This is a genomic window from Knoellia sinensis KCTC 19936 (assembly GCF_000768705.1).
GTDB classification, from domain to species: domain Bacteria; phylum Actinomycetota; class Actinomycetes; order Actinomycetales; family Dermatophilaceae; genus Knoellia; species Knoellia sinensis.
Genome location: NZ_AVPJ01000006.1, coordinates 227891 through 252018, shown reverse-complemented (window position 1 = coordinate 252018; position 24128 = coordinate 227891). Strand labels below are relative to the sequence as shown.

Annotated in this window: 21 protein-coding genes; 9 read left to right on the top strand and 12 right to left on the bottom strand. The window is 67.7% G+C overall.

Annotated elements, in window-relative coordinates; genetic code table 11:
• Positions 1-14: 14 nt before the first annotated feature.
• Complete coding sequence (locus N802_RS10430) at positions 15-986, bottom strand: helix-turn-helix transcriptional regulator (RefSeq protein ID WP_035915705.1); 972 nt, start codon at positions 984-986, stop codon at positions 15-17.
• Positions 986-1975: a helix-turn-helix transcriptional regulator gene (locus tag N802_RS10425; RefSeq protein WP_035915702.1), complete on the bottom strand. Its 990-nt coding sequence runs from the start codon at positions 1973-1975 to the stop codon at positions 986-988. The genes N802_RS10430 and N802_RS10425 overlap by 1 nt, the downstream gene beginning before the upstream one ends.
• Before the next feature lie 32 nt (positions 1976-2007).
• Here N802_RS10425 and N802_RS10420 point away from each other — a divergent pair, with 32 nt between their 5' ends.
• The gene (locus tag N802_RS10420) at positions 2008-3111 is read left to right on the top strand and encodes a DUF3866 family protein (protein ID WP_425402476.1); all 1104 of its coding nucleotides are present in this window, start codon (positions 2008-2010) and stop codon (positions 3109-3111) included.
• Here N802_RS10420 and N802_RS10415 read toward each other — a convergent pair.
• From N802_RS10415 to pafA, 3 genes are read right to left on the bottom strand one after another with little or no spacing between them, the layout of a single operon-like run.
• Entirely contained in the window at positions 3098-3484 is a 387-nt protein-coding gene (locus N802_RS10415; RefSeq protein ID WP_035915699.1) for an FKBP-type peptidyl-prolyl cis-trans isomerase, read from the bottom strand. The genes N802_RS10420 and N802_RS10415 overlap by 14 nt on opposite strands.
• A 42-nt stretch (positions 3485-3526) precedes the next feature.
• A complete protein-coding gene (locus N802_RS10410) occupies positions 3527-4471 on the bottom strand; it encodes an FKBP-type peptidyl-prolyl cis-trans isomerase (protein WP_035915697.1) in 945 nt (314 codons plus the stop codon).
• A 57-nt stretch (positions 4472-4528) separates the two neighbouring features.
• Positions 4529-5890: a Pup--protein ligase gene (gene pafA / locus N802_RS10405; protein WP_035915694.1), complete on the bottom strand. Its 1362-nt coding sequence runs from the start codon at positions 5888-5890 to the stop codon at positions 4529-4531.
• 150 nt (positions 5891-6040) lie between these two features.
• Between pafA and N802_RS10400 the strand changes: the two genes are divergently transcribed.
• Together N802_RS10400 and N802_RS10395 are read left to right on the top strand one after the other, a co-directional pair.
• Entirely contained in the window at positions 6041-6676 is a 636-nt protein-coding gene (locus N802_RS10400) for a peroxiredoxin (protein WP_035915692.1), read from the top strand.
• A gap of 64 nt (positions 6677-6740) precedes the next feature.
• Positions 6741-7430: a dienelactone hydrolase family protein gene (locus N802_RS10395; protein ID WP_035915690.1), complete on the top strand. Its 690-nt coding sequence runs from the start codon at positions 6741-6743 to the stop codon at positions 7428-7430.
• 4 nt (positions 7431-7434) lie between these two features.
• Here the strand turns inward: N802_RS10395 and prcA are convergent, their stop codons facing one another.
• Genes prcA through dop form a run of 4 tightly spaced genes read right to left on the bottom strand, consistent with a single transcriptional unit; the run spans position 7435 to position 10851 of the window.
• Complete coding sequence (prcA, locus tag N802_RS10390; RefSeq protein WP_035915689.1) at positions 7435-8244, bottom strand: proteasome subunit alpha; 810 nt, start codon at positions 8242-8244, stop codon at positions 7435-7437.
• Positions 8241-9083, bottom strand: coding sequence for a proteasome subunit beta (prcB, locus tag N802_RS10385; RefSeq protein ID WP_035915685.1), 843 nt, complete (start codon positions 9081-9083; stop codon positions 8241-8243). The genes prcA and prcB overlap by 4 nt, the downstream gene beginning before the upstream one ends.
• Positions 9080-9271 (bottom strand): ubiquitin-like protein Pup, encoded by a 192-nt coding sequence (locus N802_RS10380; protein ID WP_035915683.1) that lies wholly within the window; start codon positions 9269-9271, stop codon positions 9080-9082. The genes prcB and N802_RS10380 overlap by 4 nt, the downstream gene beginning before the upstream one ends.
• Before the next feature lie 53 nt (positions 9272-9324).
• Entirely contained in the window at positions 9325-10851 is a 1527-nt protein-coding gene (gene dop / locus N802_RS10375; RefSeq protein ID WP_035915680.1) for a depupylase/deamidase Dop, read from the bottom strand.
• 61 nt (positions 10852-10912) lie between these two features.
• Between dop and N802_RS10370 the strand changes: the two genes are divergently transcribed.
• The 4 genes from N802_RS10370 to N802_RS10355 all read left to right on the top strand — a co-directional run bounded on the left by N802_RS10370 (position 10913) and on the right by N802_RS10355 (position 14467).
• Positions 10913-11893 carry an alpha/beta hydrolase gene (locus tag N802_RS10370; RefSeq protein WP_035915677.1) on the top strand — a complete coding sequence of 327 codons (981 nt, stop codon included), beginning with the start codon at positions 10913-10915 and terminating at the stop codon, positions 11891-11893.
• A 9-nt stretch (positions 11894-11902) separates the two neighbouring features.
• Complete coding sequence (locus tag N802_RS10365; protein WP_035915673.1) at positions 11903-12892, top strand: ribose-phosphate diphosphokinase; 990 nt, start codon at positions 11903-11905, stop codon at positions 12890-12892.
• A 7-nt stretch (positions 12893-12899) separates the two neighbouring features.
• Positions 12900-13247, top strand: a complete 348-nt coding sequence (locus N802_RS10360) for a DUF3054 domain-containing protein (protein ID WP_035915670.1) — start codon at positions 12900-12902, stop codon at positions 13245-13247.
• A 149-nt stretch (positions 13248-13396) separates the two neighbouring features.
• A complete protein-coding gene (locus N802_RS10355) occupies positions 13397-14467 on the top strand; it encodes a hypothetical protein (protein WP_035915668.1) in 1071 nt (356 codons plus the stop codon).
• A gap of 105 nt (positions 14468-14572) precedes the next feature.
• Here N802_RS10355 and arc read toward each other — a convergent pair whose 3' ends face one another.
• Genes arc through N802_RS10340 form a run of 3 tightly spaced genes read right to left on the bottom strand, consistent with a single transcriptional unit; the run spans position 14573 to position 18393 of the window.
• The gene (gene arc / locus N802_RS10350) at positions 14573-16237 is read right to left on the bottom strand and encodes a proteasome ATPase (RefSeq protein ID WP_035915666.1); all 1665 of its coding nucleotides are present in this window, start codon (positions 16235-16237) and stop codon (positions 14573-14575) included.
• 33 nt (positions 16238-16270) lie between these two features.
• Complete coding sequence (locus tag N802_RS10345; RefSeq protein WP_035915663.1) at positions 16271-17281, bottom strand: tRNA (adenine-N1)-methyltransferase; 1011 nt, start codon at positions 17279-17281, stop codon at positions 16271-16273.
• An 11-nt stretch (positions 17282-17292) separates the two neighbouring features.
• A complete protein-coding gene (locus N802_RS10340) occupies positions 17293-18393 on the bottom strand; it encodes a site-2 protease family protein (RefSeq protein ID WP_035915661.1) in 1101 nt (366 codons plus the stop codon).
• Here N802_RS10340 and metH point away from each other — a divergent pair.
• Both metH and N802_RS10330 read left to right on the top strand, forming a co-directional pair.
• Entirely contained in the window at positions 18392-22255 is a 3864-nt protein-coding gene (gene metH, locus N802_RS10335; RefSeq protein ID WP_245613905.1) for a methionine synthase, read from the top strand. The genes N802_RS10340 and metH overlap by 2 nt on opposite strands.
• Positions 22256-22374: 119 nt before the next feature.
• Positions 22375-24009, top strand: a complete 1635-nt coding sequence (locus N802_RS10330) for a helix-turn-helix transcriptional regulator (protein ID WP_035915660.1) — start codon at positions 22375-22377, stop codon at positions 24007-24009.
• The last annotated feature ends 119 nt before the right edge of the window (positions 24010-24128 follow it).

Genomic DNA, 24128 nt, shown 5'->3' with positions numbered 1-24128 from the left:
TGAGAGGTCTGTGGTCAGTCTACGTCGTGGGTCTGAGGTGCCAGTGCCGCGAGCGCTCTGGCGGCGATGCGTTCGGTGAGATCACGCGGTGCGACGACGACGGCATGGCCGCTCATACGGAGCACGAGGCGCTCGATCCAGGCGGTGTCGGCGGTGCGCAAGGTGATGGTGCGCGAGCCGTCCTCCTCGTCGACCGAGGACTCGACCGGGTAGTAGTCGCTCACCCACAGGGCGCCCGGGAGCAGGCGCACTGTCACGAGAAGGTCGTCTTCCGTTGGGCTGAAGATGCTCTCTCCCAGCTCGCGAGGCGCCACTCCCTCGGGCGGGGTGCCGTCCTCGTCGAGCAGGTCGAGAGCCTCCACGCGGTCCAGGCGGAACACGCGGACGCCTTCGGCACGGTGGCACCAGCCCTCGAGGTACCAGTGGCCCTCGGCTGCGATGACCCGCATGGGATCGACGTCCCGCTCGGTCGATTCGTCCCGCCCGGGCACGTGGTAGGTCAGGTGCAGGCGTCGGTGCTCCTGCACACCCGCACGCGCGCGGGCCAGTAGCTCACTGTCCACTCCCCCATCACCCAGGTCGACGGACACCCGTGTCGCCGGCTCTGCCGCGCTTCCCGCCGCGGCCTCGAGCTTGCCCAGGGCCCGCTCGATGGCGTCGCGTTCGGTGAGTCCCGGGACCTCCAGAAGGGTCTTGAGCCCGACGATGAGTGTGACTGCCTCGTCGACGCCGAGCCGCAGTGGGCGCGAGATGGTTTCGGCGTTGCCGACGAAGACCCGGCCCTCCTCCCAATCCGCCTCGATGAGTTCGTCGGGCATTTGGCCGTAGCCGCAGAGGAAGAGGAGGTTCAGGTCGGACTCGAGTTGCTCGACCGTGACATCGAGTCCGCGGGCTGCCTCCTCGAGCTCGATCCCCTGCCGGTTGACCAACCACGGAACCATCGTGAGCAGGCGCGCGAGCCGGTTCGTCGCGGTTTCGGTCGCCATCAGAGGCCTGCCTCGTGGGCGGCGAGCGTGGCTCTGAGGTTGGTCTGGACCTGCTCGAGCAGGTCGACGGGCTCAAGCACCCGGACGTCGTCAGCGTGACCCGCAACCTCGGCCGCAAAGCCATCGACATCGTGGAAATCGAGCGTCAACTCACTCCAGCCGCTGTCAGCCTCCTCGCAGGACGTCGCACGCCGCCTGAGGCTATGGGCAGCTCCGGGCCTCACTGCGAGTCGCACAGGGCGTGCCTCGCCACGAGGAGCCGACCGCTCCACCATGACGCGGGCCTGGTGTCCAGCGGGCACCTCGAACGAACCGGGTTTGCCAGCGCTGCGCACGGCTCCGTCGATGCGAGACAGGCGGAAGACCCGAGTGTCCTCGCGGTCGAGGTCGAACGCCGCGAGGTACCAGCGGCCGTGCCACTGCACGAGCGACCACGGCTGGACCTTGCGCACCTGGGCCTCCCCACGCTCGGGCCGGCGATAGGCGAAGGTGATCGGCGTGCGACTCAGGACGGCGTCCTTGACGGCCTCGAATGCCGGCTCCGTCGTCCGCAACCGCGGTTCGATCCCGATGAGTGCGCCCTCGTCCCGCTCGACCCCCGCTGCGCGGAGCTTGCGCAATGCCTGCGCCGCCGGACCGGCCATGGAGGCCTGGGCCCAGCTTCGGCTCGCCAGTCCCAGGACGGCGAGCTCGTCCGGCTCGAACTCGAGGTCGGGCAGCGCATAGTCACGCTGGTGGATGCGGTAGCCCGGCTCGTCCTCGTGGAGGACGTCGATCTCTTCGGTCACCAAGGGCACGCCGAGGGCGCGCAACTCATCCTTGTCCCGCTCGAACATCCGGTCGAAGGACTCCGTCGACGCGGTTTCGCCGTATTGCGGCACGAGACCGCGGATCTGCGCCTTCGACAGGGGCCGTCGGGTGTAGAGGAGGACCAGGACGAGGTTGAGGAGGCGCTCCGTCTTGGCCGCCGGTCCCGTCGCTGCACTCATGAGGTCCGACGCTACTCGATAGCCTGCCTCTCGTGATGCAGTGGCGCGAGGGTGTGGTCGACCGACAGATTCGTGAGTGGCCGGGGGCGGTGGAGTATGCCGTGAGGCTGACTTCCGCTGAGGACACCAGTTCCGAGGTGAGGGCCCTCGCCTACACGGGCATGGTCGGGCGTCCCGAGCCCGGGGATCGGGTCGTCCTCAACGCCTCGGCGCTCCTCAAGGGTTTGGGAACTGGCGGCCTTGCGTTCATCGTCGCGGTGCCGGACCGACTCCCAGCGGACGCACCCGACTCGCCCGGGCACATCGTCAAGGCGCGCTATACCCCTCAGCAACAGATGTTCCTCGCCGTCGACGAGCAGGACAGCCTCCACCATCACGTGCTGCGGGACGCCGAGTCGCTGGAGGCCATGCCCGTCGTCGTGGCTGACCTGCATTCCGCACTCCCCGCGATCATCGCCGGTGTCCGACGCACGCAGCCAGACGCGCAGGTGGCCTACGTCATGACCGACGGCGGCGCACTCCCCCTCGCCTTCTCCCGTGCCGTGGCCGGACTCAAGGAGGCCGGCTGGATCGCGGCGTCCATCACGGTCGGCCAGGCCTTCGGTGGTGACCATGAAGCGGTGTCCCTGCACAGCGGTCTGCTCGCGGCGCGCCACGTCGTGGGTGCCGACGTCACTGTTGTCGTCCAGGGCCCCGGCAACGTCGGGACGGGAACACCGTGGGGCTACTCCGGCGTGGCGGTGGCCGACGTCCTCCACGCCACACACGTCCTGGGTGGCACGAGCATCGCGGCTCTCCGCGTCTCGGGAGCCGACCCGAGATCGCGGCACCGCGGGATCTCGCACCACAGCACGACGGCATACGGGAAGGCCTTGCTCTCCCCCGCGATCGTGCCGGTCCCGGCCAGCGGCGGCGAGATGGCCGCACTGGTCCGCACCCAGGCGGCGAAACTCTCCGAAACCAGCCGTGCTGATCTCGACATCGTCGAGATCGGCACGGAAGGTCTGCTGGACGCACTGCGTCAGAGTCCGGTGAAGCTCTCCACGATGGGTCGTGGCCTCGAGGAGGACCTCGCCGGGTTCGTCGTCAGCGCCGTCGCAGGGGTCTGCGCGGCGGAGCGGATCAGCGCACGCTGACGAGGTCCACGACGAAGATCAGGCTTTCGCCCGGCTTGATCACGGCGCCGGCGCCGCGGTCGCCGTAGCCGTAGGTCGGCGGGATGAGAAGGCGACGACGGCCGCCCTCCTTCATGCCGACGATGCCTTCGTCCCAACCGCGGATGACCTGGCCGACGCCGAGGCGGAAGTCCAGCGGCGCACCGCGGTTCCAGGAGGCGTCGAACTCCTCGCCCGTCGAGTGGGCGACGCCGACGTAGTGCGCCGAGATGGTCGAGCCGACCGTGGCCTCCGCGCCGTCGCCGACGGTGATGTCCTCGATGACGAGCTCGGTAGGAGCCGCGTCGCCCGGGAAGTCGATCTCGGGCTTGGTGGTGGCGGGGTCAAAACCCATGACAGGTCCTTTCGGAGAGTCGTACGTGGATGGGTGTCGAGGTCACACTGCGGCGAGAATGTCCACGACGAAGACCATGGTGTCAGTGCCCTTGATCTCGCCCTGACCCTTCTCGCCGTACCCGTCCGCCGGCGGCACGACGAGCAGGAGGCGGCTGCCGACCGGCTGGCCGACGATCGACTTGTCCCACCCGGGGACAACCTGCCCGACACCGATGGCGGTGGTGAAGCCGTCAGCGTTGGAGTCGAAGACCTTGCCGTCACGCCACAGGGCACCGGTGTAGGACACGCGCACGGTCTGGCCGGACTCGACCTTGGCGCCCTTGCCTGCGATGAGTGGCTGGGTGACGAGCTTCGCCGGCGCGGCAGTCTTGGGCATCGTGATGGTGGCCGCCTTGCCCGGGTTCCACTTCACGGTGGGCAGACCGGCCTTGGGAGCCACGGCGGTGCCCTCGGCCTCCTTGAGGGACGGTCCACCGTTGATGACATCGACCACGAAGAGCACGGGGTCTGCGGCCTTGAGGTTCATGTTGGGGTTGCCCTCGGGGCCCCAGACGTCGGATGCGGGCGCGCCGAGCAACAGTCGCCCGCCGGGCTTGCTGCCGGGGATCTGGTTCACCAGGATCGGCAACATCTCCTGACTGGAGAGGTCCACGCCGAGCGTCTGCTTCCCCTGCCACGTGCTCGTCACGACTTTGCCGTCGGTGCCGTTGAGCACCTGAATGTGGACTGACGCGAGGTCGGTCTTGCTGAGGGCCTCTCCCTTGCCGTCGGTCACGACGCGCTTGGTCTCGCCCGTGAGCTTGAGGGGCTTCGGAGCCACGGTGACCGTGGGCTCGGCACCGGCATCACCCTTGACGGTGATCTGCGCGAGCGGGCCGGAGCCGGCCTTCGAGTCGGCGGAGTCGGTGGACTCGCCACACCCGACGAGGGCGACGGCAGCGACTGTCAGGGCTGCGGCGAGAGGGGTGAAACGGGCGCGGAACACAGAGATACCTCAGATCGAGCGGTGGTGGGATGGCGCCCACCATAACCACCGAACCTGTCACATCCCTGAGATGAGCCTCTCGACCCGGGGGTCCTCGTTGCGGAACGGGTCCTTGCACAGCACGGTGCGCTGCGCCTGGTCGTTGAGCTTGAGGTGGACCCAGTCGACGGTGAAGTCCCGACGATGCTCCTGGGCAGCGCGGATGAAGTCGCCCCTGAGCTTGGCCCTCGTGGTCTGTGGTGGTCGGACCTTGGCCTCGAAGATCTCCGGATCGCTCACCGCCCGAGCAGCCCGCCCGCGGGCCTGCAGGAGGTAGAAGAGGCCGCGGCGCCGGTTGATGTCGTGGTAGGCGAGATCGATCTGGGCCAACCGGGGGCTGTCCAGCGTGAGCCCGTGCTTGGCCGCGTAGTTGTCGAGCAACTTGTGCTTGATGACCCAGTCGATCTCGGTGTCGACGAGCGCGTGGTTGCCCGTTTCGACGGCCTCGAGCGTGCGCTCCCAGAGATCGAGGACGGTCTTGTGGTCGGGATCCTTGGCACCTTCGCGATCCACGTATGCCGTTGCGGCAGTGAGGTATTCACGCTGCAGATCGAGGGCGCTGAGTTCACGACCGTTGGCGAGGCGGACGAGCCGACGACCGGTCATGTCATGGCTGATCTCACGGATCGCCCGGATCGGGTTCTCCAGTGTGAGGTCGCGCATGACGACGCCGTCCTCGATCATCCGCAGCACGAGGTCGCAGGAGCCGACCTTGAGCAACGTCGTCGTCTCGCTCATGTTGGAGTCGCCGACGATGACGTGCAGTCGGCGATAGTGCTCCGCGTCCGCGTGCGGTTCATCGCGGGTGTTGATGATCGGGCGGCTCCGTGTGGTCGCCGAGGACACGCCCTCCCAGATGTGGTCCGCGCGCTGACTCACGGCGAACTCCACGCCCTTGGACGTGCGGACGAGTTTGCCTGCGCCACAGGTGATCTGGCGGCTGATGAGGAAGGGAAGCAGCGTGTCCGAGAAGACCTGGAAGTCTCCCGCGCGCCGCACGAGGTAGTTCTCGTGGCAGCCGTAGGAGTTGCCGGCCGAGTCGGTGTTGTTCTTGAAGACGTAGATGTCGCCACTCACGCCGTCCTCGTGGAGTCGTGCCTGTGCGTCGGCCACGAGGCCCTCGACGATGCGCTCCCCCGCCCGGTCGTGCGCCACCAGCTGCCGCAGGGAGTCGCACTCGGCCGTCGCGTACTCGGGGTGGCTTCCCACGTCCAGGTAGAGGCGTGAGCCGTTGGCGAGGAAGACGTTGCTGGACCGTCCCCAGGCGACGACCTTGCGGAAGAGGTAGCGGGCGACTTCGTCCGGCGTGAGCGTGCGCTGACCCTCGGACGAGGCGGTGATGCCGTACTCGTTCTCGATCCCGAAGATCCGTCGCTCCATGGAGTCACACTAGTCGCGCTCATGGCTTCGATCGCAGCGCCACGAGAGTTCGCCGGACGTCCAGCATCCGGGATGGAGGTGTCACCATACGGAACCTAACGGCATGTTTGGACTCCAACAACTCTGTGTTACCGATGAGAGGATTGCCCGATGGCCACGCTGCGTCTCGGCGACAACGCCCCGGACTTCACCGCTGAGACCACCGAGGGTGAGATCAGCTTCCACGACTGGAAGGGCGACGGCTGGGCCGTCCTCTTCAGCCACCCGGCTGACTTCACCCCCGTCTGCACGACCGAGCTCGGTCGCGTGGCCGCCCTCAAGGACGAGTGGGCCCAGCGCAACGCCAAGGTCCTGGCAGTCTCCGTGGACGGCCTGGCCGACCACAACGCGTGGAAGTCCGACATCGAGGAGGTCGGTGGGTCGGCCCTGACCTACCCGATCGTCGCCGACCAGGACCGCAAGGTCGCCGAGCTCTACGACATGATCCACCCCGGCGAGGGCGACACCTCCAGCGTCCGCTCCGTCTTCCTCATCGACCCCAAGGGCAAGGTGCGCCTCTCGCTCACCTACCCCAAGAGCGCCGGCCGCAACTTCGACGAGATCCTGCGTGCGCTCGACGCCCTCCAGGTCAACGACGCGGGTCCGTTCTCGACCCCTGCGGACTGGAAGAAGGGCGACCGCATCATCGTCGCCCCGACTGTCTCCACCGAGGACGCGCGCGAGAAGTTCAAGGACGTCGAAGAGGTCAAGCCCTACCTCCGCTACGCCGCGGCCCCCACGGCCTGAGACACACCGCGTCACGTATGCCGTGTGGTCCCGTTCCCGGGATCGCACGGCATACGTTTGCCCCATGGCTGACGACATCTCGCTCGACATCCCCGCTGACCTGCTGATCCCCGGGTCGGGGTCGGGACCGGGCCTCGTCCTGTTCCAGGAGATCTTCGGAGTCACCGGATACGTCCGGTCACGCGCCCAGGACCTCGTCGACCTGGGCTACGTCGTACTCATCCCCCACTTCTACGGGCGCCTCGGCGACCCTGCCGTCGACGAGGATGAGGGCGGACTCCCCCGGGCCATGGCGCTGCTGCAAGAACTCGACTGGCAGGTCGCAGTGGAAGACGGCGTGGCGGCACTGGGAGCGCTGCGTGAGCACCCGGCGGTCTCAGGCCGGGTCGGTGCACTGGGCTTCTGCTTCGGCGGCGGGCTCGCCTTCAACGTCGCGGCCGCGGCCGACCAGAAGCCGGACGCGCTCGTCAACTACTACGGATCGGCTCTCCCGTCCCTGCTCGCTCTGGCGCCGGAAGTGACCTCACCGAGCCTGCACCACTTCGGGGAGAGCGACACCTACATCTCGATGGAGACCGTCCGCGAGATCGAGCACGCGGTCACGGACGGCCACTCGGACGTGACCTTCCTGACGTATCCCGAAGCCGGGCACGCGTTCGACAACCCGTCGCCGCTCTTCCACCACGCAGAGGCTTCCGCGGAGGCGTGGACGGCGACCGTTGAGTGGCTCGCCACGCACCTCCCTGTGAGGTGACGTCCTAGTCGGCGTCCGGGGTCGGCTCGTCGCCGTGCCGCTGCGTCTGCGGGTTGCTCGCGGCCTGCCGGGGGCTGTCATGGTCGACCGGCGGCACGTCGTCGGTGGGGTCCTCGTCGGACAGCAGCGAGCCCAGGATGTCCCCGTTGATCCGCCGGAACGTGCGCCGTGACCTCGTGCGGTCGAGGACAGCCACCTCGAGCGAATCGGCACCCAGATTCCTGTCCGGGCCGCCCGACGGATCGTGCGCCAGCCCAGCGACGGCGAGCTGCAACGCCTGGGCGAGCGTGAGGCCCGGACGCCACTGCTCGGTCAGCCGCTCCTCGATCTGGTCGGAGGCGCCACCCATGGCCACGAGCCCACGCTCGTCGGCGACGGAGCCGTCATAGGTGAGGCGATAGATCTGGTCCGCCTCGGAGTCCTGCCCCACCTCAGCGACGACGATCTCCACCTCGTAGGGCTTCGACTCCTGCGTGAACACGGTCCCCAAGGTCTGGGCATAGGCATTGGCGAGGCCCCGCGCGGTGACGTCACTTCGGTCATAGGAGTAGCCGCGCAGATCGGCATAACGCACACCTGCGACCCGCAGATTCTCGAACTCGTTGTATTTGCCCACAGCGGCGAAGGCGATGCGGTCGTAGATCTCACCGATCTTGTGGAGGCTGCGCGATGGGTTCTCCGCGACGAACGCGATGCCGTGGTCATAACCCAGGACGACGACCGAGCGGCCGCGTGCGATGCCCTTGCGCGCGAAGTCCGCGCGGTCCTTCATGAGCTGCTCGGGCGAGACGTAGAACGGCATCCCGGCGGTCATGCGTCAGCTCCGTCGCGTCGGCCGCCGGCGTTGCCGTGGCGGTGGGTGATGATGGCGTCGACGACCGGCGCGACCGTGTCGTCGGGGATGAACCGGGCACCGTCGGCGGTGACCAGGGCGACCGTCGGCCAGATCCGCCGACCGACGTCGGGCCCACCGGTGGCGGAGTCGTCATCGGCGGCGTCCCAAAGAGCCTCGACCGCCACCCGCACGGCCTCGTCGGACGTCATGTCCGGGCGGTAGAGCTTCTTCATGGCTCCCCGGGCGAAGAGGGATCCCGACCCCACGCTGTGGTGGTCATGCTCCTCGTAGCACCCGCCGGTCACGTCGTAGGAGAAGATCCGCCCGAGGCCGTGCTGATGGTCGTAGCCCGCAAAGACCGGCACCACGCTGAGGCCCTGCATGGCCATCCCGAGGTTGCCGCGGATCATCGACGCGAGGCGGTTGGCCTTGCCCTCGAGGGACATGAGCGTCCCCTCGATCTTCTCGTAGTGCTCCAGCTCGACCTGGAACAGCCGGACGAGCTCGATCGCCAGACCAGCAGTTCCGGCGATCCCGACGACGGAGAACTCGTCGGTGGCGAAGACCTTTTCCATGTCGCGGTTGGCGATGATGTTGCCCATCGTCGCCCGCCGGTCGCCGGCCATGAGGACACCACCGTCGAATGTCACCGTCACGATCGTCGTGCCGTGGGGGGCGTCGATCGTCGCCCCGGGCGGAAGCCCACGACGCGACGGGATCAGGTGCGGCTCGTGCTCGGCGACGAAGTCCGTGAACGACGACGACCCGGTGCGCAGGTATGCCGCGGGGAGACCCCCGCCGTCAGCGACCGGACTCACTGGCCACCCTTCTGGACGAACCCGCGGACGAACTCCTCGGCGTTGGTCTCGAGGACGCCGTCGATCTCGTCAAGGATGTCGTCGATGTCGGTATCAGCGGTCTGCGCTGCGGGCGCGGCTGCGGGCTCGGGAGTGTCGTCCGGTCCGTCGTCGCGTCGCCCTGGCTTGATCTGCTCCTGGCCGGCCATGGGCTCCTCCTCGTGTCGCCGTCGGCACCGTGACAGTGCCCTCACCACCGAGCCTAGTCCGAGCCCCTGTCCGCCGCCGCGAGCGACTCGAGAAGTGATCGGATGTCGGGCGCCCCGTCGATGAGGTCACCGACCGCGTCCTTGGTGCCGCGCAACGGTTCCATGATGGGGATGCGCTGCAGCGCTCGCTCCCCCGGCACTTCGACGACGACCGAATCCCACGACGCCGCAACCACGGCGTCGGGGAAGCGTCGTAGGCACGCGCCGCGGAACCAGGCCCGTGTGTCCTCGGGCGCTTCGTCCATGGCGCGGGCGGCTTCCTCCTCGTGCACGAGCACCTCGAGCCGCCCAGTCGCGGCAAGGCGGTGTGCCAACCCCCGGTCCGCCCGCACGTCCGACCATTGGATGTCGACCGCCTTGAGGCGCGGATCGCCCCAGCCCAGCGAGTCGCGCGAGCGATAGCCCTCGAGCACGGAGAGCTTGGCGACCCAGTCCACCCACCGACGTGCATCCATGGGATCTCCCTCGAGCGCCGTGAGGACCGTGTCCCACCACCCGAGCACCTCGACCGTCGGCTCGTCGACATCATTTCCCCACTTCCGTTCCACGAAGGCGGAGGCGAGCTCGTGGAAGGTGCGCAGGAGCTCCACGGGCCGAATGCTGCGGCCGTCCATGAGCTCGATCGTCGACTTCAGGGTCGGATCGTGGCTCACGGCCTGGAGGGTGCGTACTGGGGACCGCACCGACAGGTCGGTCGTGAAGGCGTCGTCCTCGATCATGGCGAGCACGAGGGAGGTCGAGCCCATCTTGAGGAGGTTGGCCACGTCGCAGTGGTTGGCGTCGCCGAGGATCACGTGGAGTCGGCGATAGAGATCTGCGACGGCATGCGGCTCGTCGCGCGTGTTGATGATGGGCCGCTTGAGAGTGGTCTCGAGCCCGACCTCGGTCTCGAAGAAGTCACTCCGTTGGGTCAGCTGGTACCCCGGCGTCCTGGAGTCCACGCCAATCCCGACGCGACCGGAACCACACATCACCTGGCGCACGACGAAGAACGGCGTCAGCTGCGAAATGATCCGCGCAAACGGGGTCCGCCGCGACATGAGGTAGTTCTCGTGCGTTCCGTAGGACTGCCCCTTGCCGTCCGTGTTGTTCTTGTAGAGGTTGACCCCCGGCGGGACGGTGGCCAGCCGACGGACCGCCTCGCGCATCACGAGCTCACCGGCCTTGTCCCAGACGACGGCGTCGCGCGGAGTCGTGACCTCTGGTGAGGAGTACTCCGGATGGGCATGGTCGACGTAGAGTCGCGCACCGTTGGTCAGGACGACGTTGGCCATCGTCGGGTCCTCGACATCCGTCAGCTGGCTCGGGTGTGCCGCTCCGCGGCCCATGTCGAAGCCGCGGGCGTCGCGCAGAGGAGCTTCGTCGGCGTAGTCCCACGACGCCTGTGCCGGACGGATCCCTCGACTGGCGGCATACGTCGTCACGACGTCACCGGAGAGCACCATGGGGTTGGCACCCGGCTGCCCGGGCACCGAGATGCCGTACTCGGTCTCGATCCCCATGACGCGGCGCACTGACATGGGTGCAAGGAAATCACGGACGGGCCGCTCCACGGCCCCGGCCCCCCGGCATACTCCTCGAATGCGCAACTACCGCGGAATGTCGCCACGCACCACCGCGATCGTCGCCCTCATCGACCGGATGCGGGTTCCCGTGGAACGCATGACCGAGGAGGATCGCCACGAGGCGCGCGCCACGAGGTACCGCCTGACACCGCCGCACTCGTGGATCACCGGCCCGGTGGACCCGTCTGTCGGCATCACGTTCGGCACCGCCCCGGCACGAGACGGCTATGAGATCCCGCTGCGCATCTACCGCCCACGCTCGATCCGCGACACACAGGACGACGTCCCCGTGATCGTCTATTTCCACGGCGGTGGGTGGGTCGTCGGCAACGTCGTCAACTACGACCCGCTCTGCACGCACCTCGCTACCGAGGTCGGTGCAGTGGTCGTGAGCGTCGACTACCGCTTGGCGCCCGAACACCGGGCCCCCACGGCAGTTCATGACGCCGTCGACGCCACGACCTGGATCGCAGCCCAGGGTGACGTCCTTCGTGCGGACACGCACCGCTTGGCGGTCTGCGGCGACTCCGCCGGTGGACACCTGGCCGCGGTCGTGGCCCAGGTCGTGGCCTCAAGCGGCGCCGACTGGATCCGGCACCAGGCGCTGATCTACCCCGCGGTCGACCTCACCATGCAGTCGCCGTCGATCGACGAGCACGCGAACGCCCCCATCCTCAGCAAGGAGTCGATCCTTGCCTTCCGCAGCTTGTATGCCGGTGGGCAGGCTCTCGAAGACCCCCTTCACTCGCCGCTGTTCGGCCGGTTGGAAGGCCTTCCGCCGACCCTCATCCAAACCGCGGACCTCGACCCCATTCGTGACGACGGAGCTCGGTATGCCAAGGCGCTCCGGGCCGCGGGGGTGAGCACACGGCATACGAACTATTTGCGTGTGCCCCACGGATTCGCCAGCTTCCCCGGAGCCTGCGCCGCCGGAAGGCAGCAAAGGTGGGAGCTCGTCCATGAACTGCAGCACCACCTCGGGTCGGCTCTGGCCTAGGGTCGGACCATGCGCGAGATCGTCGTCTTCTCCGGTAGCGCCCATCCCGCCCTCGCCGCGCAGATCTGCGACCAGCTCGGCGTTCCACTGTCAGGCAGCGACATCAAGCGGTTCAGCAACGACTGCCTCCAGGCACAGTTGCTCGCGAACTGCCGGCAGCGTGACGTCTACATCGTCCAGCCGTTGGTGCCTCCGACGCAGGAGCACCTCATGGAATTGCTGCTCATGATCGACGCGGCCCGGGGCGCGTCCGCCGCCCAGATCACCGCGGTGATCCCGCACTTCGCCTACGCCCGGTCGGACAAGAAGGACGCCTCGCGGATCTCGCTCGGTGGTCGTCTCGTCGCAGACTTGATCTCCACTGCTGGCGCGCACCGGGTTCTCACGATGAACCTTCACGCGCCCCAGGTCCACGGCTTCTTCTCCGTCCCGGTCGATCACCTGACCGCCCTGGGCGTCCTCGCCGATCACTTCCGCGGGACCGACCTGTCCAACTCGGTCGTCATCTCCCCCGACCTCGGCAACGCCAAGGAGGCGACGCAGTTCTCACGGCTCCTCGGTCTCCCGGTCGCGGCCGGGAGCAAGCAGCGCAAGAGCGATGACAAGGTCGTGATCGACTCGATCGTCGGCGACGTCCGCGGCAAGCGCGCCATCGTCCTCGACGACGAGATCGCCACCGGAGGTTCCATCATCGAACTGCTCGACAAGCTCGCGGAGTTCGGAGTGACGGAGGCCGCGGTCGCCTGCACGCACGGACTCTTCGCCGGCCGCGCCGTCGAGCGCCTGCGCCACCACCCCATGGTGAGCCAGGTCGTCACGACCGACACCGTCCCGGCCCCCAGTGGGTGGCCAGCGCTTCAGGTCCGCACCGTCTCCGGGCTCTTCGCCGAGGCCATCACCCGTATTCATGAGGGTGAGTCGGTCAGCATCCTCTTCGACGGCGTCGATCCAACGCATGCCCCACCGCAGGCGTCACTCTTCGACAAGGTCGGAGGCTGACCCCCGCATGAGCCGACTCATCGCCCCCGCTCTCGACATTCTCGCCGTCGTGATCTTTGCCCTCGTCGGGCGCCGCTCCCACGCGCACGGCATCACCCTGACCGGTGTCCTCGAGACAGCCGCCCCCTTCGTGTGCGGCACGGCGGCGGGCTGGCTCCTGGCTTCCCTGACCCTCGACGCCTCCCCTCGCACGTGGCAGTTCGGCGCCGTTGTCGTTGTCGCCACGGTCGTCATCGGGATGCTGCTGCGACGTCTTGCTGCCTCCGGCACCGCGCCGTCGTTCATCATCGTCGCCACGATCTTCCTCGCCGTGACCATGCTCGGCTGGCGCCTCATCGCAAAACTCATGGCCTGAACCCCACTGATTGCCCGTTCAGGCAGTGGGTCCGATCCACTGATTGCCCGTTCAGCCGGTTTCCACAGGCACTCGCCGCGGTCCACCGCCATCCACAGGCTTCCTTTTGGGGCTTCCTCACACCCCCAACAGGCACAAAGGTCCCAGCCATGGATCCGCGCACTGCCCACGCTCTGCGGCACCTGCCCCAGCCCTTCACCGCACGGGAGGCGACCTCCGCCGACATTCCTCGGTCAACCGTCAAACACGCTTCGTCAGTTGCGTTCCTCGTGTCCCCCGCCCGGGGCTTGTATGCCGTGCGCGAACCCTGGGACGCCGCCTCACCCTGGGAGCGCCATCGGCTCATGATCGACACGGCGGTGCGGCTCTTCCCGGACGCCATCGTGAGCCACACGAGCCAAGCTGTCCTCCTCGGGCTTCCGCATCCCTCCCATCCACCCGACAGTGTGAGGATGACGGTTCTCGACGATGTTCGGACCAGCAGGCGCAGCACCTGGTGTCGATTCCACCGCGGGACCACGCCGCCCGAGCACATCGAGATCCGGCACGGCGTTCCCGGCTTCATTGCCCCACGCGTGGTCCTCGATTGCTGTCGCGAGGTGCATGCTCGCGATGCGCTGGCCATCGCTGACGGAGCGCTTCGCGTCGGGATGACCAGTCTTGAGCAGCTTTTCGACATGAGACGGCACCAACGACGATGGCCGTACGTGGCCCGGTCGAACGACGTGCTCCTGCTTGCCGACGGTCGGCGCGAGACCTGGCTCGAGTCCGTCTCCGCCTGGTCGATGGCACGGTGGGGTTTGCCAACCGGAATCCCGCAGGTCAACGTCTTCACACCGGAGGGTGAGTTCCTCGGGCGGCCGGACGCCTTCTGGCCGGATCTCGGCCTTGTCGGCGAGGCCGACGGCAGCGAGAAATATCTCCTCGAGGGTACTGACGAGCAGTCGGTTCTGCAGGCACTCGAGCGCGAGCGGCTGCGGCAGGAGCCGATGGCGGCACTGGGGCTTCGGTTTGTGCGGTGGACCCCGCGGGACGCAATCGACGGAACCGCCATCCACTCCCGATTCCAGAGCCTCGCCAGAGACGTGAGACACCAGAACGTCGCCGCATTGTTCCGGTGCTCGTGTTGCGACAGCCCGCTGACAGAGTGCCAAGTGGAGGCGGAGCTTGCAGTCTGGCGACGCAAGCTAGCCAAGGAGTTCGAACGCAAGGTCTGGTGAGCGCTCTCACCATTGATGGCCCGTCCTGGCTGTTGCTGACTGGCCGAACGGGCAATCAGTGGTGCATTTCAACGGCTGAACGGGCAATCAGTGGGTGGATCTGGGTCAGAGGTACTGGCCCGTGTTGGCGATCGTCGAGATCGAGCGGCCAGGCTCGTTCCCTTCCTTGGTCTTGATGAGCGTGCGGATGTAGACGATCCGCTCGCCCTTCTTGCCCGAGATTCGCGCCCAGTCGTCCGGGTTGGTCGTGTTGGGCAGGTCCTCGTTCTCCTTGAACTCGTCGATACAGCTGCGGAGCAGGTGGTCGACGCGCAGGCCTCGCTGACCAGTGGTGAGGAAGTCCTTGATCGCCATCTTCTTGGCCCGGTCGACGATGTTCTGGATCATCGCGCCGCTGTTGAAGTCCTTGAAGTAGAGGACCTCCTTGTCGCCACCGGCATAGGTGACCTCGAGGAACTCGTTCTCCTCGTCCTCGGCGTACATGCGCGTCACGACCGCCTCGCGCATGGCGACGACCGTGGCCTCCGGTGACCCACCGTTGATTGCCAGGTCATCGGCGTGCAGCGGCAGGTCCGGGGTGAGGTACTTGCTGAAGATTTCGGTCGCGCTCTCGGCGTCGGGGCGCTCGATCTTGATCTTCACGTCCAGGCGACCCGGGCGCAGGATGGCCGGGTCGATCATGTCCTCGCGGTTGCTCGCCCCGATGACGATGACGTTCTCGAGACCCTCGACGCCGTCGATCTCACTGAGGAGCTGCGGCACGATCGTCGTCTCGACGTCGCTGGAGACGCCCGAACCACGGGTGCGGAAGAGGCTGTCCATCTCGTCGAAGAAGACCACGACCGGGAAGCCCTCGGACGACTTCTCACGCGCCCGCTGGAAGATGAGCCTGATGTGCCGCTCGGTCTCACCGACGTACTTGTTGAGCAGCTCAGGACCCTTGATGTTGAGGAAGTAGCTCTTGCTCGGGTCGCGCCCCTCCTTCTCGGCGACCTTGCGCGACAGCGAGGCGGCCACCGCCTTGGCGATCATCGTCTTGCCGCACCCGGGCGGACCGTAGAGCAGCACACCCTTCGGAGCCTTGAGGTGGTGCTCGGTGAAGAGGTCCGGGTGGAGGTACGGCAGCTCCACGGCGTCGCGGATGAGTTCGATCTGGCTACCGAGACCACCGATGTCGTCGTAGGCGATGTCGGGCACCTCCTCGAGGACCAGGTCAGCGACCTCGGCCTTGGGGATCTGCTCGTAGACGAAGGCGCTGCGCGGCTCGAGCAGGAGCGCGTCGCCGACACGGAGCTTGACGTTCGCGAGCGAGGCGGCCACCCGGCATACGCGCTCCTCGTCAGCGCGCGACAGGACGAGCACACGGTCGTCGTCGAGCAGCTCCTTGAGCAGGACGACCTCCCCGGCGCGCTCGAAGCCGTGCACGGCAACGACGTTCATGGCCTCGTTGAGCATGACCTCGCGACCGACCTCGATCTCACCGGGCTCGATCGTCGGGCTGACCGCAACGTGCATCTTGCGACCACCGGTGAGGACATCGACGGTCTTGTCGTCGAAGGTCTCGACGACGATGCCGTAGCCCGACGGCGGCTGACCCAGCCGGTCAACCTCGGTCTTGAGCGTGACGATCTGTTCGCGGGCGTCGCGCAGGGTGCGCACGAGGCGTTCGTTCTGGGCCGAGACGGTGTTGACCTGCGAGCGCAGGTCCGTGACCGTGCCTTCGAGGCGGCGCAGCGCGGCGCTGTCGGAGGGAGAAGTGGATTCGGTCATCGTGGCCTCCTGGGCTCGGCGTACACCTCCACGCTAACCCGTGACGCTGCGACGCACCTTCCTGACTCGCTTGTCGGACGGAATGCGTTCTCCGATGGCCTCGGGGGTCCATTCGGCATCGTCGGCGCCGGGCATCGGCTCGGGCACGGTCACGTCACCATCTCCGGCGCTGTCGACTCCCTCGTATCCCTTGCCTGGGCGACGCTTGCGAAGGGGCGGGGTGACACCAGGCGCCAGGCGGCGCGTGGTGATGAGGAAGCCGGTGTGCCCGTGCATGCGGTGCTGCGGCCGGACGGCCAGCCCCTCGAGGTGCCAGCCGCGGACGAGGGACTCCCACGCAGAGGGCTCGGTCCAGTTCCCCGCGTCGCGCATGGCCTCGGCAACCTTGGACAACTGTGTGGCGGTGGCGACGTAGCAGATGAGGACGCCACCGGGGGCGAGCGCCTCTCCCACGACGTCGAGGCACTCCCACGGTGCGAGCATGTCGAGGACGACACGGTCGACCGTCCCCGGCTCGACGTGAGCAGGCAGGGCCTCGACGAGGTCTCCCACCGTGACGGTCCATGCGGGGTGGTCGGCGCCGAAGTAGGCCCGCGCGTTCGCCTTGGCGATGTCCGCAAAGTCCTCGCGGCGTTCGAACGAGTGGACGCGTCCGGTGTCCCCGACCGCGCGCAGGAGCGACATCGACAGGGCGCCGGATCCCACGCCGGCCTCGACGACGACGGCACCCGGGAAGATATCGGCCATCGTCACGATCTGACCGGCGTCCTTGGGGTAGACCACTGCGGCCCCACGGGGCATGGACATGACGTAGTCGGACAGCAGGGGCCGAAGGGCGAGGTACTCGAACCCGGCGGTGTTCTTCACGGTGGACCCGTCGGGGGCCCCGATGAGGTCGTCGTGCTGGAGAAATCCGCGGTGGGTGTGGAACTGCTTGCCCGGGGCGAGGGTGATGGTGTGGAGTCGCCCCTTGGAGTCCGTGAGTTGCACCCGCTCACCTTCGGCAAGGGGTCCACGTCGAAGGTCGGCACCGGTCGCACTCATGGGGCGTGAGTCTAGTTGCCGCCGATGGCGCGGTTGACCGCCTCGACGGTGACGATGCCGAGCACCTTGTCTCCCTCGAGTGCGACGACCACAGTGCTCTCCGACTCCTGGATCGCGGTGACCACTGCGGTGAGGTCGTCGCTCCCTCGGGTGTCGGCCACCCAGCCCTCCGGCTGAATCCGCGCAAGCGCCGACACCGGCGTGCTCGACCACCGCTCACGCGGAACAGACGACGCGTCCTGCGGCAGCACGAGCGACGTCGGGCGCCCGTCCTCGCCCACCACGACCGCAAGACCGGCGGTGGCGGCTGCCGCAGCCAGGGTGTCGGCGGCCCGAAGGACGGGGACGGCCTGGACGACCTGGGCCACCGTGCCACGACCCAGCATCTGCCTCGCCTGTCCTGTGCGGATGGCGGCCGTGGCGCCCTGCCACATGAACATCGCGATGAGACCGATCCACACGATGGAGAACAACGATGGCTGTTGGCCGGCAAGAAGCGGTCTCGCGATGAACCACAGCAGGACACCGACGGTCACGATCCTCCCCGTCCAGCCTGCCGCGATGAGTCCGGATTCACGGCGCCCGGTGAGGCGCCACACGAGCGCGTCGACGAGCTGGCCACCGTCCAGTGGCAGCCCGGGCAGGAGGTTGAACACCGCGAGAAGGAAGTTGATGAACGCCAGGCCGAACACCATCTCGCCGAACACGCCGGTTCCAAGCGCCAGGGACACTGCCCACGCGCCAGCGGCCAGGACGAGATTGGACAGTGGGCCGACGATCGCGATGGCCGCCGCCTTGCCCGGCGTGGACAGACGCGGATCGTATGCCGTGTGCCCACCCCAGACGTCTGCGACCACTCTGTGAACCGGCAGTCCGAGGGCCCGAGCCGTGGCCGCATGGGCGCCCTCGTGGACCAGCACAGAAATCAGCAGTGAGACGGCCCACGCGACACCGACGAGGTACGCCGCCGCACCGAACTGCGGGTTCTGCGATCCCACGAAGACGGTGATGACGGCAGCGAGGACGAACCAACTGGCGCCGATCTGCACCGGCACGCCCCCGATGCGCGCGATCACGAGACCCGTGGACTTCGTCTCAGTGGGTGCAGCCATGGCGCGACCCTACAAGGACGACGGCATACTCAAGCGGGTGAGCGCTCCCACCACGACCTCGACCGACACCCTGATCGACCACCGCCCGGACGCGACTGCCGACCTCACTGCCGCGCTGAGCGAGCGCGTGCTGGTGCTCGACGGGGCCATGGGCACGATGATCCAGCGTGAGGGACTGTCCGAGGAGGACTACCGGGGCGAGCGGTTCGCCGACTGGCCCAGCGACCTACGGGGCAACAACGACCTGCTCAGCCTGACCAACCCGACGATCATCGAGGGCATCCACCGGGCCTACCTCGAGGCGGGCGCCGACCTCGTGGAAACCAACACGTTCAACGCCCAGCGCATCTCGCTGGCGGACTACGACATGGCCGACCTCGCCTACGAGATCAACCTCGAGGCGGCGCGCCTGGCGCGCCGAGCGTGCGACACAGTTTCCGAGCAGACGGGCCGCCCGCGCTGGGTCATGGGAGCCCTCGGACCGACGACTCGCACCGCGTCGATCTCCCCCGACGTCAACGACCCCGGGGCTCGCAACATCGGCTTCGACGACCTCGTCGAGGCCTATCTCGAGCAGGCACGTGGGCTGGTCGACGGGGGCGCCGACGCACTTCTCGTCGAGACGATCTTCGACACCCTCAACGCCAAGGCGGCGATCTTCGCCCTCGAGACGCTCTTCGACGAGCTGGGGCGCCGCTGGCCTGTGCTCATCTCCGGGACCATCACCGATGCTTCGGGCCGAACATTGTCGGGACAGGTGACCGAGGCGTTCTGGAACTCCGTCCGCCACGCCCGACCGCTCGTCATCGGCCTCAACTGCGCACTGGGCGCCGACGAGCTCCGTCCCTACATCGCTGAGCTCTCCCGCATCGCCGACTGCTTCGTCTCGGCCTACCCCAACGCCGGCCTGCCCAACGCCTTCGGCGAGTACGACGAGACGCCCGACCAGATGGCGTCGGTCGTCGGGGAGTTCGCCTCGAGCGGCCTCGTCAACATCCTCGGTGGGTGCTGTGGCACCACGCCAGAACACATCGGCGCCATCGCCGAGGCGGCGGCACGGGGCACCGCTCGCACACCGGCCGAGGTCCCGGGCGCCCTGCGCCTCAGCGGGCTCGAGCCCGTCACGGTCGACGAGGACTCGCTCTTCGTCAATGTCGGCGAGCGCACCAACATCACGGGGTCAGCCCGCTTCCGGCGACTCATCAAGGAAGAGGACTACCCCACAGCCCTCTCCGTCGCCCGTCAGCAGGTCGAGGCCGGCGCCCAGATCATCGACATCAACATGGACGAAGGGATGATCGACGGCGTCGCCGCGATGGACCGGTTCGTCAAGCTCGTGGCAAGCGAGCCCGACATCTGCCGCGTGCCGCTCATGATCGACTCGAGCAAGTGGGAGGTCATCGAGACCGGCCTCAAGTGCTCCCAGGGAAAGCCGATCGTCAACTCGATCTCGATGAAGGAGGGCGTCGAGCCCTTCCTGGAGCAGGCCCGGCTCTGCCGCAAGTACGGCGCTGCCGTCGTCGTCATGGCCTTCGACGAGGACGGTCAGGCCGACTCACTCGAGCGCCGCAAGGAGATCTGCAAACGCGCCTACGACCTGTTGGTGGGCGAAGTCGGCATGGACCCGCACGACATCATCTTCGACCCCAACATCTTCGCCGTGGCCACCGGTATCGAGGAACACGCGGCCTACGGAACCGACTTCATCGAGGCGACCCGCTGGATCAAGCAGAACCTCCCCGGCGCCCTCGTGTCCGGCGGCGTGTCGAACGTGTCGTTCTCGTTCCGCGGCAACAACCCAGTCCGTGAGGCGATCCACGCGGTCTTCCTGTTCCACGCCATCGAGGCCGGGATGGACATGGGCATCGTCAACGCCGGAGCCCTCGTCGTCCTCGACGACATCGACCCCGAGCTCCGTGAACGCATCGAGGACGTCGTCCTCAACCGCCGGCCCGACTCGACCGAACGTCTCCTCGAGATCGCCGATCGCTTCAACTCCACAGGAGAGTCGGCACCGGAGGCGACCCAGTCGGAGTGGCGCGGTCTCCCTGTCCGCGAGCGCATCACGCACTCCTTGGTCAAGGGCATCGACGACCACGTCGTCGACGACACCGAGGAACTGCGCCAGGAGATCGAGGCTGCCGGCGGGCAGCCGATCGAGGTCATCGAAGGCCCGCTCATGGACGGCATGAACGTCGTCGGGGACCTCTTCGGCGCCGGCAAGATGTTCCTCCCGCAGGTCGTGAAGTCGGCCCGCGTCATGAAGAAGGCGGTCGCCCACCTCATCCCCTTCATCGAGGCGGAGAAGGAGCGTTCCGGCGTCTCGACCCAGAGCAGCAAGGGCCTCATCGTCATGGCCACCGTCAAGGGCGACGTCCACGACATCGGCAAGAACATCGTCGGCGTCGTCCTGCAGTGCAACAACTACGACGTCGTCGACCTCGGAGTCATGGTCCCGGCACAGACGATCCTCGACACGGCCAAGGAGAAGGGTGCCGACATCATCGGGCTGTCGGGACTCATCACGCCGTCCCTCGACGAGATGGTGCGTGTCGCGAGCGAGATGGAGCGTCAGGGCTTCACCATCCCGCTGCTGATCGGCGGCGCCACGACCTCCCGTGCCCACACCGCGGTGAAGGTCGACGGCCAGTACAGCGGCCCCGTGGTCTGGGTCAAGGACGCCTCGCGGTCGGTCCCCGTCGCGAGCCAGTTGTTGTCCGAGACCCAGCGCGGGCCGCTGCTCGAGACCATCAAGGCCGACTACGACTCCATGCGGGCGCGGCACGCGGCGAAGTCGACCGAACGGCCGCTCGTCTCGATCGACGCGGCCCGCAAGGCGCGCACCCCCATCGACTGGACGGCATACCGGCCGGTTCGTCCGCACTTGCTCGCCCAGCAGAGCAAGGACGTGTGGTCGGGACGGACCGACACCAAGTGGCACCGCGCGGCGGCCCAGTTCACCAAGGTGTTCACGGGCTACTCCATCGACGAGCTCCGTCGCTACATCGACTGGACGCCGTTCTTCCAGGCCTGGGAGATGAAGGGGCGCTACCCCGACATCCTCGCCAACCCGGCGACCGGCGAGACCGCCCGCAAGCTCTTCGACGACGCCAATGCGATGCTGGACCGGATCTGCGACGAGAAGTGGCTCACCGCCAACGGCGTCATCGGGCTCTTCCCCGCCAACGGTGTCGGCGACGACATCGAGGTCTACGCCGACGAGTCCCGCGAGACCGTGCTCACGACGATCCACGGCCTGCGTCAGCAGGGGCAGCACCGCGAGGGCGTTCCCAACCGCAACCTGTCCGACTTCGTGGCTCCCAAGGAGACAGGTCTGCGCGACTACGTGGGGGCGTTCGCGGTGACCGCCGGGCTCGGTGCGCACGAGCGAATCATGGCGTTCAAGGACGAGCTCGACGACTACAGCGCGATCCTCCTCGAGGCCCTCGCCGACCGACTTGCCGAGGCCTTCGCCGAGCGCATGCATGAGCGCGTGCGACGTGAGTTCTGGGGTCACGTGACCGACGAGCACCTGTCCAACGACGACCTCATCGCGGAGAAGTACTCCGGCATCCGGCCCGCGCCGGGCTACCCCGCCTGCCCCGACCACACCGAGAAGGAGACACTGTTCAGCCTCCTCGGCGCGACGGAGCGGGCCGGCATCGAACTCACCGAGTCGATGGCCATGCAGCCGGGCGCGGCCGTGAGCGGTTGGTACTTCTCCCACCCGCAGAGCCAGTACTTCGTCGTCGGACGGCTCGGCCGGGACCAGGTCGAGGACTATGCGGCACGGAAGGGATGGACCCTCGCCGAGGCGGAGCGCTGGCTTGGCCCGAACCTCGGCTACCAGCCCGAGGACTGAGCTGTCGCCTTGCCTCGTGTCGCCTGTGACACGGGCCTTGTCCGGTCTGCTGGTTTGGCGATACTTTTCCCGCACGCCGGGCGCCGAGGTCCGGACGGTCACGACCCGTTGGGGGCGACATGGCCGAGTACAGCTCAGTCGACGTTGGCCGTGCTTCCGCGGCTGATCGGCGCTGGGCGGACGCGTACGAGCACTTGGCGGGCGTCGATGCCGCTCACGGGCTCGAGGCTTCAGATCTCGAGTTGCTGGGCACGGTCGCGCTGCTCAGAGGCAAATCTCCCGAGTCGGTTGACGCGCTCTCGCGGGCGTACAACGCGTACCTCGCTGACGACGAAACGGTGGGCGCCGCGCGTACGGCGGGTTGGCTCGCTCTCAACCTGATCGAACTCGGCGACTTCACGCGATCCGTCGCTTGGGGGGCCCGGGCAATGCGGCTCGTGAGCACGATGCCCGAGCCGGGCTCGCTCGCGGGTTTCGTGCGGTTGGCACCGGCGGTGGCGCAACTCGGCAGTGGCAATCCGGTCGAGGCGCGACACGAGTTCGAGGCCGTCCTTGCGATCGCCGAGCGCCACGGCGACAGCGAACTCGCGTCCTTCACCATGATCGGCCTCGGCAAGGCCCTGATCGAGCTCGGCGCCACGGCGGAGGGCTTCGCGTGCTTCGACCGGTGCATGGAAGCGGTGGCAACCGGGGAGGTCCGTCCGGTGGCGGCGGGCGTGATCTCGTGCTCGGCAATCTCCGACGCGGTCATGGCGTTCGATCTGGAACGGGCCACCGAATGGCTGGATGTTCTGGATCGTTGGTGCCGGCACCAGCCAGACCTCATCACGTTCAGCGGTCAGCGTCATGCACTGGAGGCCGGGCTGTTGCTGCTTAGGGGAGCATGGGCCGAGGCGTCGACCGCGGCCGAGCTCGCGCTGTCGCGCTTCCGCTCCGGCGACTATCGGGCCGTTTGGGGCGCTCCGTACCAGTCCGCCGAACTCTCTCGGCTCCGGGGCGCATTCCACTCGGCCGAGGAGTCCTACCGGCGCGCCGGTGACTCGGGCTGGGAGCCGCAACCAGGACTCGCCCTGTTGCACCTCGCCCTCGGGCGCCAGCGGGTCGCCCAGGACGAGATCCGGCGTACCGTCGCGGGCACAGACCCGTTCACCCGGACCTCTCTCCTCCCCGCCGTCGTCGAGATCGAGGTGGCCGCCGGCGACGCCGAGGCCGCCCGCCGTGCGCTCAACGAGCTTCTTGAGGCGAGCCGTGCGACGCCCTCGTCGTGGCTCACCGCGATCGTCGCGGCGGCCGAAGCGCAGGTGTTGCTCGCCGAAGGTGACGCACCATCGGCGCTCGTCGCCGCGCGCACCGCGTCCAAGGCGTGGCGGAGCCTGGGCGCCCGGTATGAACGCGCGAGGAGCACGGTCCTGGCCGGACGCGCGCTGCTGGATCTGGGAAACCGCGACGATGCACTCGCTCAGTTCGCCCTGGCACGAGAGGTCTTTGTCGCACTGGGCTCCAACCCGGCAATCGCCGAGGTTGATGACCTAAGCGCAGAACGCCGCACCGGCGTGCTCACACCACGCGAGATCGAGGTGCTGCGACTCGTGTCGACGGGTCTCACCAACCGTGCGATCGGCGAGCGGCTCTCGGTCAGCGAGAAGACGGTTGCCCGTCACGTCAGCAACATCTTCGGCAAGCTCAGACTCCCGAACCGGGCCGCAGCCACCGCGTACGCATACGAGAACGGACTCGTGCAACCTCGCGCCTGATCGGATCTTGATCCGAACTCGACCCGGCCAGCGGGTCCATGTGCCGCCGTGGGTTGGATCCCGATCCGCGCGTCTGCACACTTCTACCCACGGGGGTCGGCCAACGAGGTTGCGTTGTT

Excerpts from the sequence above, each read along its gene's own strand:
- N802_RS10340 (WP_035915661.1), bottom strand. The coding sequence starts at position 18,393 with ATGGCTGCACCCACTGAGACGAAGTCCACGGGTCTCGTGATCGCGCGC.
- N802_RS10430 (WP_035915705.1), bottom strand. The coding sequence starts at position 986 with ATGGCGACCGAAACCGCGACGAACCGGCTCGCGCGCCTGCTCACGATG.
- prcA (WP_035915689.1), bottom strand. The coding sequence starts at position 8,244 with ATGACCGCCGGGATGCCGTTCTACGTCTCGCCCGAGCAGCTCATGAAG.
- N802_RS10395 (WP_035915690.1), top strand. The coding sequence starts at position 6,741 with ATGGCTGACGACATCTCGCTCGACATCCCCGCTGACCTGCTGATCCCC.
- N802_RS10365 (WP_035915673.1), top strand. The coding sequence starts at position 11,903 with ATGCGCGAGATCGTCGTCTTCTCCGGTAGCGCCCATCCCGCCCTCGCC.
- N802_RS10380 (WP_035915683.1), bottom strand. The coding sequence starts at position 9,271 with ATGGCCGGCCAGGAGCAGATCAAGCCAGGGCGACGCGACGACGGACCG.
- N802_RS10425 (WP_035915702.1), bottom strand. The coding sequence starts at position 1,975 with ATGAGTGCAGCGACGGGACCGGCGGCCAAGACGGAGCGCCTCCTCAAC.
- dop (WP_035915680.1), bottom strand. The coding sequence starts at position 10,851 with ATGTCAGTGCGCCGCGTCATGGGGATCGAGACCGAGTACGGCATCTCG.
- pafA (WP_035915694.1), bottom strand. The coding sequence starts at position 5,890 with ATGGAGCGACGGATCTTCGGGATCGAGAACGAGTACGGCATCACCGCC.
- metH (WP_245613905.1), top strand. The coding sequence starts at position 18,392 with ATGGCGCGACCCTACAAGGACGACGGCATACTCAAGCGGGTGAGCGCT.
- N802_RS10360 (WP_035915670.1), top strand. The coding sequence starts at position 12,900 with ATGAGCCGACTCATCGCCCCCGCTCTCGACATTCTCGCCGTCGTGATC.
- N802_RS10370 (WP_035915677.1), top strand. The coding sequence starts at position 10,913 with ATGCGCAACTACCGCGGAATGTCGCCACGCACCACCGCGATCGTCGCC.
- N802_RS10400 (WP_035915692.1), top strand. The coding sequence starts at position 6,041 with ATGGCCACGCTGCGTCTCGGCGACAACGCCCCGGACTTCACCGCTGAG.
- N802_RS10415 (WP_035915699.1), bottom strand. The coding sequence starts at position 3,484 with ATGGGTTTTGACCCCGCCACCACCAAGCCCGAGATCGACTTCCCGGGC.
- arc (WP_035915666.1), bottom strand. The coding sequence starts at position 16,237 with ATGACCGAATCCACTTCTCCCTCCGACAGCGCCGCGCTGCGCCGCCTC.
- N802_RS10330 (WP_035915660.1), top strand. The coding sequence starts at position 22,375 with ATGGCCGAGTACAGCTCAGTCGACGTTGGCCGTGCTTCCGCGGCTGAT.
- N802_RS10355 (WP_035915668.1), top strand. The coding sequence starts at position 13,397 with ATGGATCCGCGCACTGCCCACGCTCTGCGGCACCTGCCCCAGCCCTTC.
- N802_RS10345 (WP_035915663.1), bottom strand. The coding sequence starts at position 17,281 with ATGAGTGCGACCGGTGCCGACCTTCGACGTGGACCCCTTGCCGAAGGT.